General features: G+C 67.4%; 17 protein-coding genes. 9 read left to right on the forward strand and 8 right to left on the reverse strand.

All coding sequences use genetic code 11. The features are described from left to right. Position 1 precedes the first annotated feature (1 nt). Positions 2-541 (reverse strand): hypothetical protein, encoded by a 540-nt coding sequence (locus tag AC6JAM_RS03045; protein WP_497934000.1) that lies wholly within the window; start codon positions 539-541, stop codon positions 2-4. Between the two features lie 192 nt (positions 542-733). On the opposite strand from AC6JAM_RS03045, the gene AC6JAM_RS03050 reads away from it, so the two are divergent. The 4 genes from AC6JAM_RS03050 to AC6JAM_RS03065 all read left to right on the forward strand — a co-directional run bounded on the left by AC6JAM_RS03050 (position 734) and on the right by AC6JAM_RS03065 (position 4,197). Next, the gene (locus AC6JAM_RS03050) at positions 734-1,135 is read left to right on the forward strand and encodes a TfoX/Sxy family protein (protein WP_495635445.1); all 402 of its coding nucleotides are present in this window, start codon (positions 734-736) and stop codon (positions 1,133-1,135) included. A gap of 2 nt (positions 1,136-1,137) precedes the next feature. Further along, positions 1,138-2,403, forward strand: a complete 1,266-nt coding sequence (locus AC6JAM_RS03055) for a flavin-containing monooxygenase (RefSeq protein ID WP_495635444.1) — start codon at positions 1,138-1,140, stop codon at positions 2,401-2,403. A gap of 24 nt (positions 2,404-2,427) precedes the next feature. Further along, positions 2,428-3,192: an alpha/beta fold hydrolase gene (locus AC6JAM_RS03060; protein ID WP_495635443.1), complete on the forward strand. Its 765-nt coding sequence runs from the start codon at positions 2,428-2,430 to the stop codon at positions 3,190-3,192. A gap of 102 nt (positions 3,193-3,294) precedes the next feature. After that, positions 3,295-4,197: an SRPBCC family protein gene (locus tag AC6JAM_RS03065; RefSeq protein WP_497934002.1), complete on the forward strand. Its 903-nt coding sequence runs from the start codon at positions 3,295-3,297 to the stop codon at positions 4,195-4,197. 95 nt (positions 4,198-4,292) lie between these two features. Here AC6JAM_RS03065 and AC6JAM_RS03070 read toward each other — a convergent pair whose 3' ends face one another. After that, positions 4,293-5,000, reverse strand: coding sequence for a hypothetical protein (locus AC6JAM_RS03070; protein WP_056393356.1), 708 nt, complete (start codon positions 4,998-5,000; stop codon positions 4,293-4,295). A gap of 406 nt (positions 5,001-5,406) precedes the next feature. Here AC6JAM_RS03070 and AC6JAM_RS03075 point away from each other — a divergent pair, with 406 nt between their 5' ends. From AC6JAM_RS03075 to AC6JAM_RS03085, 3 genes are all read left to right on the forward strand, one after another. Next, a complete protein-coding gene (locus AC6JAM_RS03075; protein ID WP_497934003.1) occupies positions 5,407-5,967 on the forward strand; it encodes a hypothetical protein in 561 nt (186 codons plus the stop codon). 13 nt (positions 5,968-5,980) lie between these two features. After that, positions 5,981-6,307, forward strand: a complete 327-nt coding sequence (locus AC6JAM_RS03080) for a hypothetical protein (protein WP_235509873.1) — start codon at positions 5,981-5,983, stop codon at positions 6,305-6,307. Between the two features lie 134 nt (positions 6,308-6,441). After that, positions 6,442-7,128, forward strand: a complete 687-nt coding sequence (locus AC6JAM_RS03085) for a response regulator (RefSeq protein WP_056393352.1) — start codon at positions 6,442-6,444, stop codon at positions 7,126-7,128. A 15-nt stretch (positions 7,129-7,143) separates the two neighbouring features. Here AC6JAM_RS03085 and AC6JAM_RS03090 read toward each other — a convergent pair whose 3' ends face one another. The 5 genes from AC6JAM_RS03090 to AC6JAM_RS03110 form a co-directional block, all read right to left on the reverse strand. Beyond that, entirely contained in the window at positions 7,144-8,823 is a 1,680-nt protein-coding gene (locus tag AC6JAM_RS03090; protein WP_497934005.1) for a GAF domain-containing sensor histidine kinase, read from the reverse strand. Between the two features lie 123 nt (positions 8,824-8,946). Further along, positions 8,947-11,670, reverse strand: a complete 2,724-nt coding sequence (gene mgtA / locus AC6JAM_RS03095; protein WP_497934006.1) for a magnesium-translocating P-type ATPase — start codon at positions 11,668-11,670, stop codon at positions 8,947-8,949. Positions 11,671-11,825: 155 nt separating this feature from the next. Then, the gene (locus tag AC6JAM_RS03100; protein ID WP_497934007.1) at positions 11,826-12,506 is read right to left on the reverse strand and encodes a class I SAM-dependent methyltransferase; all 681 of its coding nucleotides are present in this window, start codon (positions 12,504-12,506) and stop codon (positions 11,826-11,828) included. An 88-nt stretch (positions 12,507-12,594) separates the two neighbouring features. Continuing rightward, positions 12,595-13,443, reverse strand: coding sequence for an esterase/lipase family protein (locus tag AC6JAM_RS03105; RefSeq protein ID WP_497934008.1), 849 nt, complete (start codon positions 13,441-13,443; stop codon positions 12,595-12,597). 360 nt (positions 13,444-13,803) lie between these two features. Then, positions 13,804-14,208, reverse strand: coding sequence for a GerMN domain-containing protein (locus tag AC6JAM_RS03110; protein ID WP_056393347.1), 405 nt, complete (start codon positions 14,206-14,208; stop codon positions 13,804-13,806). Between AC6JAM_RS03110 and AC6JAM_RS03115 the strand changes: the two genes are divergently transcribed. Next, positions 14,192-14,530 carry a hypothetical protein gene (locus tag AC6JAM_RS03115; RefSeq protein WP_142068197.1) on the forward strand — a complete coding sequence of 113 codons (339 nt, stop codon included), beginning with the start codon at positions 14,192-14,194 and terminating at the stop codon, positions 14,528-14,530. The genes AC6JAM_RS03110 and AC6JAM_RS03115 overlap by 17 nt on opposite strands. A gap of 88 nt (positions 14,531-14,618) precedes the next feature. Here the strand turns inward: AC6JAM_RS03115 and AC6JAM_RS03120 are convergent, their stop codons facing one another. Next, on the reverse strand, positions 14,619-15,401 hold the full coding sequence (locus AC6JAM_RS03120) for an SDR family oxidoreductase (RefSeq protein ID WP_018770428.1): 783 nt from the start codon (positions 15,399-15,401) through the stop codon (positions 14,619-14,621). A 202-nt stretch (positions 15,402-15,603) separates the two neighbouring features. Here AC6JAM_RS03120 and AC6JAM_RS03125 point away from each other — a divergent pair, with 202 nt between their 5' ends. After that, the gene (locus AC6JAM_RS03125; protein WP_497934009.1) at positions 15,604-17,193 is read left to right on the forward strand and encodes an alkaline phosphatase D family protein; all 1,590 of its coding nucleotides are present in this window, start codon (positions 15,604-15,606) and stop codon (positions 17,191-17,193) included. The last annotated feature ends 13 nt before the right edge of the window (positions 17,194-17,206 follow it).

Raw genomic sequence — 17,206 nt, forward strand, 5'->3', positions numbered from 1 at the left:
CTCATTGTGACCCCACCTTGCCTTCGAGCTGCTTCAGGGCGTCCTGCGCGTCCGCGAGCGCCTTGTCACCGTCCGCGAGGGAGGGGGCGCCGCCGTCGTTCCCTGCCAGGGCGGCGCGCGCCACGGCGAACCCCGCGGCGCAGTGGTCCAGCACGTCCAGTGCCCGCTTCTGGGTTTCGCGGTCCTCCTGCGTTGCCGGCGAGAGGTTGAGGACGGTGTTCCGGCTCCCCTGGACTTCTTTTAGCTCATCGTCGAGGGCGGTGGAGGTGGCGGCGCGGGTCAGCTTGCCGGCCATATCCTGCCGGAGCGCGATCCGGGCTGTGGCCACCGCGGAGGAGCTGTCCTTCACGGCGGTGGCCACCGACTGGCTGGTGCCGCCGCTGCAGCCGGTGAGGAGGGCGAGCGCGGCGAGGGCAACGAACGCGAGCCGGGGTGCGGTGGCGGGACGGTTGGCCGGGCGGCACCGGCTTCCTGCAGCCGGGGCGGAGGCCGGCGTGTTCAGCACCGTTGCCTCCAGCCCCCGGGACAATCCCGGATCCATGCGACCTGGCGGGGCAGCCACAAAATAGTTGCCTTGAGCTATATATAGCACTCCGCCGGGAAGTTTGACCTGCTCAGGACGGGATTTATTGCCGGCTGGGCGCATGCATCCCGGACCCTCGACCCCGCCTCCGAATAGGCATATCCTGCATCCAGATCCTGCGGATACACCCTGCCACCGGGAGATGAAGCCATGGAGATGCCCAAAGCCACCGAGGAAGACAAAGAGCGGTTCCGGCGCGTGGTTCCCGACCATCCGGGGGTGGTGGTGAAGCCGATGTTCGGCAACCTTGGCGCGTTCGTCAACGGCAACATGTTCGCCGGGCTGTTCGGTTCCACCATCGGCGTGAAGCTCTCCCCGAAGGACAAGGAGGTGCTGGAGTCGTCCGAGCGGACCGTGCCGTTCGGGCCGGCCGAGCGGCCCATGGGCGGTTACACCGGGCTGCCGGAAATGTGGAATGAAGAGGGCGACGGCGATGACACCCGGGCGCGGGCCTGGGCCGGGAAGGCGCTGGACTACGTCGCGTCCCTGCCGCCCAAAGGGCCCAAGGAACCTAAAGCCCGTGCCTCCAGGACCTCAAAGGCGGCGCAGTAGCCATGTCCGCCCCCGCGGTTTCCCGCCATGAGACCAACACGGTGGTAGTGGGCGCCGGACAGGCAGGCCTGGCCACGAGCTACTGGCTGTCGCAGCGTGGCGTGGAACACCGGATCCTGGAGCAGCGGCCCGGCCTGGGCGGCGCCTGGCAGGACCGGTGGGATTCCTTCTACCTGAACACCCCCAACTTTTCAGTCTCCCTGCCGGGGAAGCCCTACGACGGACCGGAACCGGACGGGTTCATCGCCCGGGACGCCACCATCGACTTCTTCCGCCGCTACGCCCGGGACATCCATGCCCCGGTGGAGCTGGACACGACGGTGACCCGGATCGCCCCGGCGGATGCCGGGTTCACCCTCGAAACGGACCGGGGCACGTGGGCCGCCCGGAACGTGGTGCTGGCCAGCGGCGCCTTCCAGCGCCCACGGACCCCGCCTGCCGCCGTCGGCCTCTCCCCCGAAGTCCTGCAGCTGCACAGCCACGACTACCGCAACCCCGCCCAGCTCCCGCAGGGTGCGGTGCTGGTGGTGGGCACCGGGCAATCGGGCGGCCAGATTACCGAGGACCTGCTGGACGCCGGCCGCACCGTGCACCTGTCCGTGTCCAGCTGCCCGGAGGCGCCCCGGCGGTACCGGGGGCAGGACATCTTCCACTGGATCGTGGAGGTGAACGTCCACGGCCCGGAGTACGGCATCAACGCGCTCCAGGTGGACGGGCTGCCCTCCCCCGCCGGGCGCTTCATGTGCAATCCGCTGCTGTCCGGCAACGACGGCGGCCACAGCGTGCACCTGCGTGAACTGGGACGCCGCGGCGTCCGGCTGCACGGCCGGTTCGAGGGAATCGACGACGGTGTCCTCGTCTTCACCGACGACCTCGCCGAGCGCCTGGCACTGGTTGAGGCAGGGTTCGGGCAGCGGCTGGGACGGCTGTCCGATGCGTACATCAAGGCTGCCGGGATCGACGCTCCGGAGGCGGACGTGCCGGAGGAAGACCACTGGCTGCCCGCAGAGCCAGGCGCCCGGCTGGACCTTAAGGCGGAAGGGATCACCTCCATCATCTGGTGCACGGGCTACGCGCTGGACTTCAGCATGCTGGACCTTCCCCTCCTGGACGAATGGAACTACCCGCGCCACACGAAAGGCGTGACGGAGCACCCGGGCCTGTACGCCGTCGGGCTCCCCTGGCTCACGCGCCATATCTCCGCCACCCTCGTGGGGGCGGGCCCGGACGCCGAGTACGTGACCGGACATCTGGCAGCGCGCCGCTGACCGGCGCCGGCGAAAGACAATGCCATGGAACCGCTCCGCGTGATCCTGCTTCCCGGCAGCGTCCTTCCCGCCGGCCCCGCCTACGGCGCGCTGCTGCAGGTCCTGGGACCCGGAGTGGACGCCATCGCCAAGGACCTGGAGCTCTACGCCGGGGATACGCCGCCGCCGGGATGGAGCCTGGATGCAGAGGCGGACGGCGTGCTCCGCGAGGCCGACGCCCATGGCTGGGACACCTTCCACCTGGTGGGGTATTCCGGCGGCGGAGCTGCCGCGTTGGCCCTCGCCGCCTCACATCCCGGACGGCTCCGCAGCCTGGCGCTGCTTGAGCCGGCCTGGGCGGGAAACTGGGACTGGAGCCCTGCCCACACCGAACTGTGGCAGCGTTACGGCCAGTTGTCCGCCCTGCCGCAGGACGAGTTCATGCCGGCCTTCATGAGGCTGCAGGTAAAGCCCGACGCCGTCCTGCCGGCACCGCCGCCCGGCCCGCCGCCGCCGTGGATGGCCAAGCGGCCGGCAGGCATCAACGCCTTCCTCCAGGCGTTCAACACCTATAACCTGGACCGCGGCCGCCTTGCCTCCTTCACGAAACCTGTGCTGTTTGTGCTGGGCGGCATGAGCAGTCCGGACGAGCAGGGCGACAACGCCGCCCGGCTGGCCCGCGTCTTTTCCGATTACCGGCTGGAAGTCTTCCCGGGCCGCCACCATTTCGACCCCCCGCACCGGGCTGAGCCGCAGAGGGTCGCCGCACTGCTGCGTGGGCACTGGACCCGGGCGGAGGCGGCCTCCTAGCTGCAGACGGGGACCTTTTCCCCTGTTTCTGCCCTCCCCCAGGGACTGCACTGGAGAGACAAGTGCAGGGCACCCCGGCGCTTGCCGAAAAGGAGATGGAAAATGACCAGGAACGTTATTTGGAGCATTAGGATCCAGGCCCCCGTGGACAGGGTGTTCTCCTTCCTGAGCGACCCCGCGAACTGGATGAAGGCCTTCCCCGGGGACAGCGACGTCACCCAGCTGGACATCAAACCCGAGGGCAACGGCACCTCGGCGCGCTGGTCCGCCAAGATGTGGGGCCTGCCCATGCACGTGACCCACGAGTACCGGGAAGTGGTTCCGGACAAGCGCATCGTTTCCGGGACGTCCGTGGGGCCCACCCTCACCTTCACGCTGGAGCCGGTGGATGACGGAACCGAACTGACGGTCGAGGAGAGCCTGGACATCCCGGCGCCCGTGGTCCGGGTGCCGGCCCAGGCCCTGTTTGCGCGGTGGACGGAGGCCGACATCAAGGGTATGGCGGCAAACGTCAAAAGCCTGGTGGAAACAGGGATGAAGACGACCCCCGAAAGCGAGGCAAAATTCACCCAGAACCTGACGTGGTCCGGGTCCGTCATCATCGATGCCCCGCTGCCGGCGGTCTTCGAACTGGTCCGCGACCCAAGGGTCTGGCTGGGCCCGGATGTGCAGATCACGGATTTGAAGACCACCCCCGAGGGCGTGGGAACCACCTTCCAGGCGGCCTGGAAAGTACTTGGCATCCCGCTGAAGACAACGCACGAGTACACCGAGTTCACCCGGAATGAGCACTTCACGTCCAAGGCCGCCCTTGGCCCGGTGTTCACGGTGGAAGTGGCCCCGGCCAACGGCTGGACCCGGCTCAGCATGCGATCGGACGTGGTTCCGCGGAACATGGCGGAAGCGGCAGTTGACGCCCTGGTCATGAAGATGGGCGAGCGCGGCCAGACCGAACTCCTGGCCAGCATCAAGGCGACGGCGGAAGCCCAGGCCGGGGCACGGTAGCCCGACCAGGGAACGGCGCTGACCGGCAGGTGCGAACCGGCGGGGGCTAGGGCGGCAGGTGCGCCAGCACCTGCCGCTTCGTTTGCCTGGGCCCCTTAGCCTGCCCGGGGCCCGGGGCCGTGCGTCTTCTGCCGTCCGTCGCGGTGGGCGACGTAGGCGTAGACCATCAGCGTGATTCCCGCCAGGATCATGATGGCCGGGAAGGCGAAGTCCAGGGAAATGAACACCACCGTGGCCTGGAGCGCAAAGATCAAACCCATGACCGTCAGGACCGCGGCGGGGATCAGCGGCCAACTCATCCTTTCGCTGGGGTGGTCGGCAGCGTGCCCGGAGCTACGGACCGGGACCAGGGAGAGCGCGCCGAAGGTGGCTGCCAGGCCCAGGAACAGGACGGCCGCGGTCGGCATGCCCTGCAGTTCCTGCGGGAGTGCCACGATGACAGCAAGCGTCAACATGACGCCCGCCGGGATCAGGGCCCACCAGTTGGTGCGCTCGCGGAGGAACACGGCGGCGAACCCGCCACCCATGAAGAGGAAGAGGAAAGATGCACCCCATGCGCCGTTGGTGAGCTGCGTGGTGGTGATGACCGCTGCCAGGCCCAGGAACACGGACCCGGGGATGGCCGCCCACCAGTTCTCCCGGCGCTGGACGAACAGGGACAGGAACAAAACCCCTATGGCCGCGAAGATCAGCGGTGCGACAAAAGCTGCCGTGTCCATGACGCCGAGCCGGTCCAGCAGTAAGAGCCCACCCAGCCCAATAAGGACAAGGCCTGCAATGATGCTTGCGTTCGCCGATTTCACCGTGTGCCTCCCGGATCCGGCAGGTGGCCTTACGCCGCCCTGCTGATTTCAGGCTAGGGCCGGCCCCGCAACCGGAAACAGGGCACAAAGCCCCCGCCTTCCATGGGAACCAAGCCTCCAAACCTTCCACGCGGGAATCTGTACCCGTCCTCCCCCATGACGGGACTTTCAGCCCTACAGCGGGAGCCCAGACCCTTGGCATCCTTGTAGGGGCGCCGTCCGGGTCCTCAGGTTTGCGAGGCCGGAGTGGCTTTCCCCCTGACGCCCCTCCCTATAGACCCAGTTCCCTTGCACACAGTTCACTTGCACACACTTCCCTTGCCGCTGAGGCATTCCCGCAGTGTCACCGCAGATGATGCCCCCGCAGGCACATGCTGCAAGCTCGCTGCACTTTGAAAGGACCAGCATGCCTGACATCCGCACGCTCCGTCCCGCCCTGAAAACGCCACTGGAGCCCGCGCGGCTGTCGCGGGAGGACGCCTCCCGCCGTCGGGCGATGCTCCTGCATCCTGCCAATTTCAAACCCTCAACATACCCGGGCAGCGAAGCCGGCGGGAGGGCCGGGGAACTCAGCAACAGGTTCGAATGCCTTCATGCGGACCTGGTGGGCCGCGGTTTGGCGGAGAAGGATGCGCGGACGGAAGTGGCCCGGATTGCGGCCCGGGAGGTTTGGGACGGGTTTGCCGCCCAGCTGCGCCGTCACCGGGCCGCGGGCCGGCAGCTGGACGCAAACGTGCTTGCTGTCGCACTGGCATCAATGCAGGGCATGACGCTCGCGCTGCTCCGGCACCAGGGCGACCTGGGATACGCCATCCGTGCCGTGTCCACCGCCCTCCGCCGCCTCCGCTACAACGGTGGCCTGCTGGAGCGCCTGCACCCGCATGGCAGCCCGGCCTTCACTGACGCAACCATCACCCTCCAGTCATTGGAGGCGTTTCTCGCCCGCCCGCAAACCAAAGCTGCCTGATCAGGGAGGCACCGTGGCAACTTCTGAAGAGTACAGGGCCGTGTACGGTCAGGAAGCGCCTGGCGGCCAGGCCCCAGCGGAAATTGGCGATGGCGGGTGCAACATCATTTTCAAGGACAACGGTGCCGTCGTGGGACGCTGGAGTTCCTGGGAGAAAGCCAGCGTGGCACTCAACCGGCTGCAAAAGCTTTCAGGCTGGCTTGAGTACCGGCTGGAGGAATCGCACCGGTGGGTCAGGGCAAAGGGGGCCGGAGACACCATGAGGTGCTCTGGCTGCAGCGCCCTTCGCCAACTTCAGGAGGCAGCCGGGCCATTGGCTCCCCGTGGCTTCGGCTGGTGACGAATCAGGAACGGACTTTTGGCCCTGCTGGCACAGCAGAGGGACGCGAAATGATTGAACGAGGATCCTTCCGACCGGGGCGGCTGCATCAGACGGGCAGCCGGGGAGGGCGTCGAATCAATGAGAGCGTCGTCATGGAAACACCCGCAGAACCCCGGGATGTCTTTCAGTCCCCAGCCGGGACCGCCCGGATCTTCATCCTCAATGACCATGAACTGGTGCGGCGGGGCCTGAAGGACCTGCTCGAAAATGATGGGTTCACGATTGCCGGCGAGAGCGGATCCGCCGCAGAGGCCCGGCGCCTGATCCCCAGCCTGAAACCCGATATCGCTGTGTTGGACGACAGGCTGCCGGACGGAACGGGGATCGAGGTCTGCCGCGACCTCCGCGCCACGGCCCCAGGGGTCCGATGCCTGATCCTGACCGGCTGGGACGAACAGCATGCCGTGCGGGCGGCGGTGCTGGCGGGCGCGTCCGGGTACGTCCTCAAGCAGGTGAGCAACAACAACAATCTGGTGGACAGCATCCGCTGTGCCGCCGCCGGCGCATCACTGTTCCGGCCGGAGGTCCGGGAAAGGGTTGCCGAAAGCCTGTACGCAGCCGCCTCTGCCTCTTGGCTGCAAGGCCTCACAGGGAGGGAGCGGAACGTGCTTGCCTTCATGGCCCGCGGCCTGACAAACCGGCAGATCGGGCAGGAGCTGGTGCTCCCCGAAGATGCGGTGGTTGGCACTGTGTCCTCGGTACTGCAAAAGTTGGGATTCCGGCGCCGCAGCCCGTTGATCCCGGCTCCCATCCCGCGCGCGTGGGAAATGCTGTCCTGAGAGGGCACGCCACCGTCAGGCCGGAAGGGGCACCCGCCAGGTCACGCTGGTGCCTTGGCCGGGGGCGCTCTCAATGGTGCAGGTCCCGCCCAGCCGGCTGGCCCGGCTCTTCATGTTGTTCAATCCGCTGATCCGGCCGGGATCGGCAAATCCGCAGCCATGGTCCTGGACGGTGAGGACCACGTCGCCGTCCTGAACGGCGAGGAGGACGTAAATTTCTTCAGAGCCCGAATGCCGCACGGCGTTGCTGACGCTTTCAGACAGCACCGGCAACAATTGTTCGGCCACGTCCTCGTCCACGATGTCATCCACTGGGCCCGAGAGCTGGATCCTTGGCAGGAAGCCACCGGCGTTGGCTGCCTCCTGCACGGCGCGCAGGACGCGGCCGCTGAGGAGCTCCCGGTCGGGTTTCCTGGCCTGCAGTGAGTAGATCGTGTCGCGGAGCTGGTGGATGCAGTCATCCAGTTCAGTGGTGATATCGGCGATGCGGCGCTCATGGGCAACGGTGTCCGAGGTGTAGCGGCGCAGGCCCTGGATGCTCAACCCGGCTGCGAACAGCCGCTGGATGACCAGGTCGTGCAGGTCCGCCGCAATCCGCTCGCGGTCGATGAACAACGCGTGCTCTTCCCGCAGCTGGTTTGCCTTGAGCAGGTCCAGCGTCAGGCCGATCCGCGAGGCAAACACGGCGCTCTGCTCAACATCCACGTCCGTGTAGCGGCTTCCACCGGTCCCCCGGGCCAGGATCAGCACACTGTCCCGGTGTCCGTCACTGTTGCTTCCCAGGGCGGCAACCAGGACCGGCCCGAGTTTCTCTGCCAGCTCATGGTCAAATACCAGGGACGGGTCTGCCAGCGCCCTGGACTCCCCGCTTTCAAGGACTTCGGATAACACGTCAGAGGCTGGCAATTCCTGGCCGCCAGGCATCGATTGCACGCCCACCGATGTACGGCACCTGACGGTTCCGTCCCCGCCCGCGGATGCGATTACCCCCAGGACCGAAGCGGAGGCCTTAACGGCCCGTTCCGCGATCATGTCCAGGTTTTCGGTATCCGAGCGTGGCCGGTCCTTCAGGCAGTCACTGACCTCCATGCCCGCCTCAAGCCATTTTTGGCGCCGCTTGCTGTCATCGAACAACTTGGCGTTTTGGATGGCCACGCCGGCAGCAGAAGCAAGGGCTACAGCCAGGTCTTCGTCTTCACCCGAAAAATCCTGCCCGCCGATTTTTTCCGTCAGGTACAGGTTCCCGAAAACCTCGTCCCGGACACGGACCGGAACACCCAGGAACGTGCCCATCGGCGGGTGGTTGGCGGGGAAACCGACGGCAATGGGAAGTTCGCCGAGATCGTGGAGCCGCAGTGGTTTGGGCTCGCGGATCAGTTCACCAAGCACTCCGTGGCCGGTTGGAAGGTCACCGATGAGGCGGGCTCCCTCATCATCGATGCCTACGGTGATGAAGTGGCTGAGCTGCTGGTCATCACCGATGACGCCCAGAGCCCCGTAGCGCGCTCCCACCAGTTCGCAAGCAGACTGCACCACCCGGTCAAGCACCGCTTCCAGGCTGAGGTCTTCGGTCAGGGACACCACTGCACCGAGCAGGCCTTCAACGTGTTCCTGTGCCCGGACAAGGTCATCAGCCCGTTCTACGAACTCCCGCAGAAGTTCCCGGGTCCGCCGCCTGATCGGTTCACGCCACATGAGAGTACACCCCAAAGTTCGAACAGCATGATCCAAGGCGGCCTTCATCACCCTGCTTTGAACATCTCAGCGAAAGCCCCAGCTTCTCTCTCCTCCATGCTAACCCCGGCGTCGCCACAAGGGTTATGGGTTACGGACAGATCTCCCCTGCCGCGCCTTGCGCCGCCCAAGCCTTGGCACGCCTGAGGGGACCGCGGGCTTGGGGACCTTGACCGGGATGCTGTACCTGGAGGCCCTGCGGGCGATGTGGTGCGTGGCGTGCCGGCGCTTGACGGGAGGTGGCGGGGCGGGCAGCTGCTGGGCGCTGCGGGCAAAGAACCATCGTTTGGCCAGTTCCACCAGGACCAGATACACCACCACCATGCCCAGCAGGGCCAGGAAGAACGGGACAGGCAGCGGGTCGAAGCCGAGCAGGCCGGCCAACGGCGAGAGCGGCAGGAAGATTCCCAGCGCCACCACGCCGAGCGACGCGGCAATCAGGCCGGCTGACGGCCGGCTGCGCAGGAAGGGAACACGCCGTGTGCGGATGGCGAAGATGATCAGCGTCTGGGTGGCGATGGATTCGATGAACCAGCCGGCCCGGAACTCCCCCGGCACAGCGGTGAACACGAACAGCATCAGGGCGAAGGTGGCGAAGTCGAACAGCGAACTGATGGGCCCGAAGAGAAGCATGAACCGCCGGATGAAGGCGATGTCCCAGTGGGACGGCGCCCGCAGCTGCTCCTTGTCCACCCGGTCCCCCGGAATAGCCAGCTGCCCGGAGTCATACAGCAGGTTGTTCAGCAGGATCTGGCCCGGCAGCATGGGCAGGAAGCTCAGTACCACGGAGGCTGCTGCCGCGCTGAACATGTTGCCGAAGTTGCTGGACGTGCCCATCAGCACGTACTTGATGGTGTTGGCGAAGATCCGCCGCCCCTCCATCACGCCGTCCGCCAGCACTCCCAGGTCCTTGTCCAGGAGGACGACGTCGGCCGCGTCCTTGGCAACGTCCGTTGCCGTGTCGACGGAGATGCCGATGTCCGCCTTGTGCAGTGCCAGGGCATCGTTCACGCCATCGCCCATGAAGCCCACGGAGCCGCCGCTGAGGCGCAGCAGGCCGATGATGCGCGCTTTCTGTTCGGGCGAGACGCGCGCAAAGATGGTGGCTGTCCGCACGGCGGCGGCAAGGTCGGCGTCGGACATCTGCTCAACCTGGGCACCGGTGAGGGTGCCGCCGGAGATCACGTCCAGGTCGGCACAGACTTTCTCCGCCACCTTGGCGTTGTCCCCGGTGGCAATCTTTACCGAAATACCCAGGGCCTCCAGCAGGTCCAGGGACTGCCTGGCGTTGGTTTTGGGCCGGTCCAGGAAAACGAGGAACCCGGCCAGCGTCAGCCCATGCTCATCAGCCGGGGCCAGCTCCACCAGGTCTGCAGCCGGACGGGTTGCCACGGCGACCACCCGGGAGCCGGCGTCGAACTGATCGTCCAACAGCGCCTGCACCGCGGGTGGGGTTGGTCCGCACAAGGCGAGGACGTCCTCGGGGGCGCCCTTGGTCACCAGGCGGGCGGGGCCGCCGTCTTCACGGACCAGCGCGGTGGTGCGGCGGCGCTGGTGATCGAAGCCGATCATGTCCAGGCGCTGATGACGTTTCGGTTCAAAGGCGGCGGCGCCGGGGCTGTCCCAGAGGGCGGCGTCCAGCGGGTTCTGCCCTGCCGGGGACGCATTTCCTTCCGAGTAGTCGGCCTCCGTGGCGAGCAGGCCCAAAGTGAGCAGGTCGTCTTCGGAAACGTCCTGCGTCACCGGAAGCGCGCTGGTGAAACTGATCCGCCCCTCCGTCAGGGTGCCGGTCTTGTCCGTGACCAGGATGTCCATGTCCCCCAGGTCCTCGATGCACACCAGCCGCTTGACCAGCACTTTCCGCTTGGCCAGCTGCCGGGTACCGGTGGCCAGGGACGTGCTCACCACGGCGGGAAGCAGCTGCGGGGTGATGCCTACGGCGATTGCCAGCGAGAACAGCAGGGATTCAATGAGCGGGCGTTGCAGCAGCAGGTTGGCCACGAAAATCAGCGTGGTGAGCACCATCGCCACCTGCAGCAACAGGAACGAAAAGCGCCTGAGTCCCAGCTGGAACTCGGTTTGCGGCTGCCTCTCCCCCAGGCCCAGCGCGATGCGGCCGAACTCAGCCCGGCCACCGGTGGCCACCACAACCCCGGTGCAGCTGCCGGACTGGATCACCGTGCCCATGAACACGCAGGAGGCGAGGTCGCCCAGTGCCGCGCCTGCGGCCACGGGAGCGGGGTCCTTGGCGGCGGGCTGGGACTCGCCCGTGAGGATGCTTTCATCGCAGAGCAGGTTGTTGGTGGCGAGGAGCCGGATGTCGGCGGGGATGATGGCACCCAGGGAGAGATGGACGACGTCGCCCGGCACCAGGGCGGTAACGTCCACTTCCCTGGTGGTTCCGCCCCGAAGGACCACGGCGCGGTGGGTGACACGGTCGTGCAGCGCCTCGGACGCCCGCTCCGCGCGGAATTCGTTGGTGAAGCCAAGGCCCACGCTGACCAGCAGGATCACGCCGATGACGATCGAGTTGGTTGCGTCACCCAGGAACAGGGACAGCCCGGCGGTGACCAGCAGAAGGATGAGGATGGGGCTGGCGAACTGCCGGCCCAGCACGGCCCAGGCGTTGGCGCGGTGCGTGCGGACGGCATTGGGGCCAAGGCTGCCAAAGCGGGCGGCGGCTTCCTCCTCCGCCAGGCCGTCCGGGCCGGAGGCCAGGCGCGCCAGCGTCTGTCCGGATGTCAGGCTCGCGGCGTCAGTGATCGGCAGCTGGAGGGAGCTCCGCTCCCGGACATTGAGCTCTGTCATGCCGCATCCGTTCGGACGTTTGCTTTCGTGGCGTTAGCTTAGGGCAAGGGTACGACGGCGTGGCCGCGCCAAGGGCCCAGGGTCGAGGTTGGCCAGGCGGACAGGGGACTTCAGGCGCTCAATGACATATCAGTGCGGCGTGCCAGCGGGGCACGTCAACCCGGCGGTCCGGGGCTAGTGGCCGTGCCCAGGATGTGGGCAAGCGGAGGGTTCAGCCGCTGCACGGCGAAGCCGAAGCGCTGGTTGTCCTGGACCGTGAAGCCTGCTGCGGTGATGGCGGCCAGAGTGTCCCGGTTGAGGTGGCATCCGCCCATGAACCGACCCCAAAGCGGGGTCAGGACGTCTTCTGCCCTGGCCAGGACCGGGTGCCGGGACCGGACATGCTCGTAGTAGGCCAGTGTTCCGCCCGGGCGCAGGACGCGGCGGATCTCCGCAAGCACGGCGGCCTGGTCCTTGACGCTGCAGAGAACCAGGCTGGCCACCACGGCGTCGGCGCTGCCGGTCTCCGCGGGGATGTTCTCTGCGGCGGCGGCAACCACCGTTACCGGGACGCTGGCCGTGGCGGCCTGTTTCTGCGCCAGGGCCCGGAGGTAGTCATCGGGTTCCAGGGCCAGGACGCGGGTGACGGCGGGAGGGTACAGCGGGAAGGAGGAGCCGGCCCCGGCCCCGATTTCGATGACTGATCCACGCAGGCCGGCCAGGGCGCGGCGGCGGTGGTCGGCTGCCCCGCGGCGGTCCATGCCACCCACGGCCCGGGCAAATGCCCGGGCAAAGAATGGATGCTGCAGCAGGCCCGGCCCCACCCCGCCCTCCGTGCCGCCAGGTGTGCGGTCCATCCGGATACCTCCTTGGGACTGTCTGGCTCTCATCATGGCACGGCGCGTGGGTGCCGGGGCCGGGCGCGGCTGGTAAAGGCGGTCCGGGCTACAGGCAGCTGGGCTGGTACGCGGGGTCCGCCGGGCCGGAGGCCTGGCCCAGCGCGTTCGCCACAAACTGGTGCACCACGGGATCGTTGGGTGTCTGGTCGTGTTCGAAGACATCGGCAGGACACTTGTCCTGGATGATGATGTTGGTGACCTGCCTGGCCGGTCCCGCCAGGAACTGGCTGTTGTAGGGAATCACCACTTCGTCATAAACGGTGGAGATCACGGTGTAGGACGGGCCGGCGACGGTATCGCCCTTGGCGTTGAGTTCCTGCATGAACGCCGACCCGGCCTGCTGGTCCGCGCATGCTGCGCAGCCCAGGGTGGTGTAGGCGGGATCCGGGACGGCATCCGGCGGCGGCACGATCAGGCCCTGGGTGCCGTGGTTGGATGGCGCAATGCCCACCAGGTGGTGGACGTACTTGGCGCCGCCCAGCAGGTGCATGTAGTAGCGCGGCATCATGCCGCCCTGGCTGTGGCCCACCAGGTCCACTTTCGGCGCACCCGTGGCGGCGCGGACGGCATCAACGAACGGGGCGAGTTCCTTCGCGGAGTCGGCCACCGGGGCGGTTGCGTAGACGCCGTTGGTCTCGCCGTAATTGAGGGCGAAGACGCAGTATCCGGCGCTCTTGAGGTAGGGCGAAAGCGTGGACCAGTTTTTCGCCATGCTTTCGAAGGTTCCGGGCACCAGGACCACGGGGTAGGGGTGTTCGGCGGAGGGCTTGCAGGACCAGTCGTTGGCGCCCGGCGGCGCGATGTCCAGGGTGTCGGCCTGGGCGGGAGCCGCGGAGAGCGAGCCTGCCAGGACGGCGGCTGCGGCGACGGACAGGGCGCGTTTCAGCAGTGACATATAAACCTCTTTGTTCGCGTGTCAGCAGGGTTTCCGCGGCCCCAGGTGCCAGCGGCGGTGTGCCTGCCGGTGCCCAGGGTGCGGTCCTAGAAATGCTAGGCAGCCTGGACCTGCAGGTGGACCCGCCTGCACGAACGTGCGGGGAATTGGTCCGCGTCCGGCCCACCGCAACCCGGCCGGCCCCAGCACGCCGGGATATTCATTGTTACTGGTGAGTAGCTATTAAGGGCGGCCGAGGCCCCGTGGCCTTTGGAGCCGGCATCGTTCCGACAGCACCGCGTCAACTGCACGAATGTGCAGATGGCGTGAGACTCTCGGCCGGGCGTACAGGTCTGCTGCCGTACGTTCTGCCCAGGATCGCTACTTGAGGCTCAGTACCTCGTCGATGGGACGGCCGTTGACGAACACCTGCGCGCTGGTGGCACCGGATGCCGTCATGGCCGTGTATTCCAGTTGGGCCTTGGCGCGTGGGATGTCGCACACGCCGCCGAGCATGAACTGCCCGGAAAGCCAGATGGTGATGGTGCTGCCGTTCAACTCGCCACCCAGATAGGTCAGGCTCGACTGGTACAGGACGTTGATGAGGCCGGACAGGCCGATGTCGCGGCTCTTGTTGGCCAGCAGGGTGTTGATGCTGGGGCCCACCTGGTCGGTGAAGCGGACGGGGGCCGTGGTGGTGGCCACCAGGCTGTCACCGCAGCCGATCGCGGGCCCGGAGACGCCGTTGTCACCCACGGCCACGTAGTAGATGGTCAGCGGGGCCACCTGCTCGGGCAGCCCGGTGGGCGTCGGTTCCGCCGTGGGCGGCGGGCTGGCAGGAGCGGACGACGGCGGAGCGGCGGCTGACGTGGTGGGTGCGGCTGAGGTGCTGGCAGGGGTGGTGGGGGTGGCCGATGCGGTGGGGCTCGCCGTCGTGCTTGGGGACGCGCTGCTGGGGCTGGCGCTGCTGGCGGTGGGGCTGGGGGCCGGGGAACTGCTGGAAGGGGCCGGGGCGGGAGGGCCGAAGCACCCCGTAAGGAGCAGCAGGCTGCTGAACCCGAGAATGCTGAGTGCCGAATGCCTGGGCCTGGTCATGACGCCCCCTTGACTGCTCGCCCCGCGGTTGCGGGAACCACTTTCAAGCTACGCCTGAGGGTTAGTCCAGAACAGGGACTAAAGTCCGAGTCCCCGGAGACTCACCACACCGAGTCGCCGCGCAGGACAACATCGCTGCCGCCGTCGACATAGACGATCTGCCCGCAGAGGTGCGTGTTCTCCTCGCTGTTGAGCCAGGCCAGCAGGCGGGCCACCACAATGGGCTCGGCGATGCCGTTCAGCGGCATCGGGACCACTTCCAGCAGCGACCTTCGTTCCTCTTCGGTATCGATCAGGTCCGCCGTCATTGGGGTGGCGATGACGCCCGGGGCCACCGCGTTCAGGGGGATCCCGGTGCCGGCCCACTCTGCCGTTGCGGCCTGGCGGCGGACCCAGCGGGAGAGCGCCAGCTTGGTGGAGGCGTAGATGAGCTGGCCAGTGGTCGCTGGTTCCTTGGCCATGACCTCGGCGCGGGCCATGGCCGCCGGTTCATCCCCGGCGGCCAGGAGTGCAACAAGCTCGCTGTCGCTGGCCAGGAGGGCGGCCATCGATGAGACCGCGACGGCGCGTGGCGCGTCCGACCCCGCCAGAAGGGGCCGGAGCCGTTCCAGCGTTGCCACGGTCCCGAAAAAATTGACGGCCACGGTGGCGGGGGCCGGAACGGCGAGGCCGGCATTGGCGTAGATGGCATCGATCCTGCCGCCGCTGACCTTCCTCACCGCATCCGGCAACGCGTCGCGTCCCTCGGCGGTGGACAGGTCGGCCACCACCTCGGCATCGTGGAGATCCACCCCGATGACGCGTTCGCCGCGCTGCTCAAGCAGTTCCCTGGTGGCTTTGCCAATGCCGGAGGCTGCGCCGGTGACGACGGAGGTGCGGGGCATGGTGTCCTCTTTCCCTGGCTTCTTAGGGTTGTGAGCCACTCTGCCTGCGACCCCGCGTCGGGGCCAGAGTCCAAAGGCCCTGCGCCGCATCCCGCTCTGGCTCCAGCGTCGGCGGATCCATCAACAGGTTTTGTCACGCCGTTAACCGGCCATTCATATCCTCCTCGAAACCTGTCCAACAGCTGGAAATAGCGTGGAAGCCATGGACAACATCTCCCGCAGAACGCTCATCTCCGCCGGCATCGGAGCCGGCATCGTCGCCGCACTGCCAAGTGCCGCCGTCGCCGTTTCCACCGCGGACGACGCCGGTCTTCGCACCGATCCCTTCATGCTCGGCATCGCGTCGGGTGAGCCGTGGCCGGACGGCTTCGTCCTGTGGACGCGCCTGGCCGTGAACCCGGTGGCGGAGGACGGGCTGGGCGGCATGCCGTCGCGCCCGGTGGCCGTGCAGTGGGAAGTGGCCGAGGACCAGGGCATGCGGAAGGTGGCGGCCCGCGGCGTGGAGCAGGCACGCACCGAGACCGCGCACTCGGTGCACGTGGAGCTGCGCGGCCTGCAGCCGGGCCGCGAGTACTTCTACCGGTTCCGCACCGGCAAGTACGTCAGCCCCGTGGGCCGCACCCTCACCAGCCCTGCCCTGCACGAGACGCCCGCCGCGCTGGCCATGGCGTTCGCCAGCTGCGCGCAGTATGAGCACGGCTACTTCACCGCGTACCGGCGCCTGGCGGAGGACTACCCGGACCTGGTACTGCACCTGGGCGACTACCTTTATGAATACAAGAAGGGCAGCTACGTGGTCGGCGGAGGGAACCCCCGTGACCACGAGGGCCCGGAGACCGTCACGCTGGAGACGTACCGGCAGCGCCACGCCCAGTACAAGGCCGACGCCGACCTGCAGGCAGCGCACGCAGTCGCACCCTGGGCGGTGGTGTGGGATGACCACGAGGTGGACAACAACTGGGCGGACGACGTTCCGGAGAACCAGGACGCCGCCCAGTTGAACGACAGTGTGGAGCACTTCCGGCAGCGCCGCGCCGCAGCCTTCCAGGCCTACTACGAGAACATGCCGCTGCGCCCGTCCTCGCTCCCCGCCGGGCCGGACATGAAGATCTACCGCCGCATCCAGTGGGGCCAGCTGGCCAACTTCCACATGATGGATACACGGCAGTACCGGGACGACCAGCTTGCCGGCGACGGCTGGAAGAAGAACGTCACAGAGCGGCTCGCCGAAAACCGGACCATCACCGGCGCCGAGCAGGAGAAGTGGCTGCTGGACGGATTCAGGAACTCCACGCAGCGGTGGGACATCCTGGGCCAGCAGGTCTTCTTCGCCGAGCGCGACCGGAACAAGGCACCGGAGATCGACGACGTTTCCATGGACGGCTGGGACGGGTACGCGGCCTCCCGCCGCCGCATCACCCAGGGCTGGACCGACGCGAAGGTGCGCAACGCCGTCGTCCTCACCGGCGATGTGCACCGGCACTGGGCCAACGACGTGAAGGTGGACTACAAGGACCCCGCCTCCCCCGTAGTGGGCTCGGAACTGGTGTGCACGTCCATCACCTCCACGGGTGACGGCACGGGCTCCACCACGGACGCCACCATGGCCTGGAACCCGCACCTGAAGTTCTACAACGACAACCGCGGCTATGTGAACACGCGCATCACCAGGGACTCCATGACCGCGGACTTCCGCGTGCTGGACCACGTGACGACGCCGGGCGCACCCGTTGCCACAAAGGCCTCCTTTGAGATCCGCGACGGCGTGCCGGGGCTGCAGGCGCGGGCCTGACGCCTCGCGGCGG

Source organism: Arthrobacter sp. GmRoot5-12 (genome assembly GCF_059739365.1).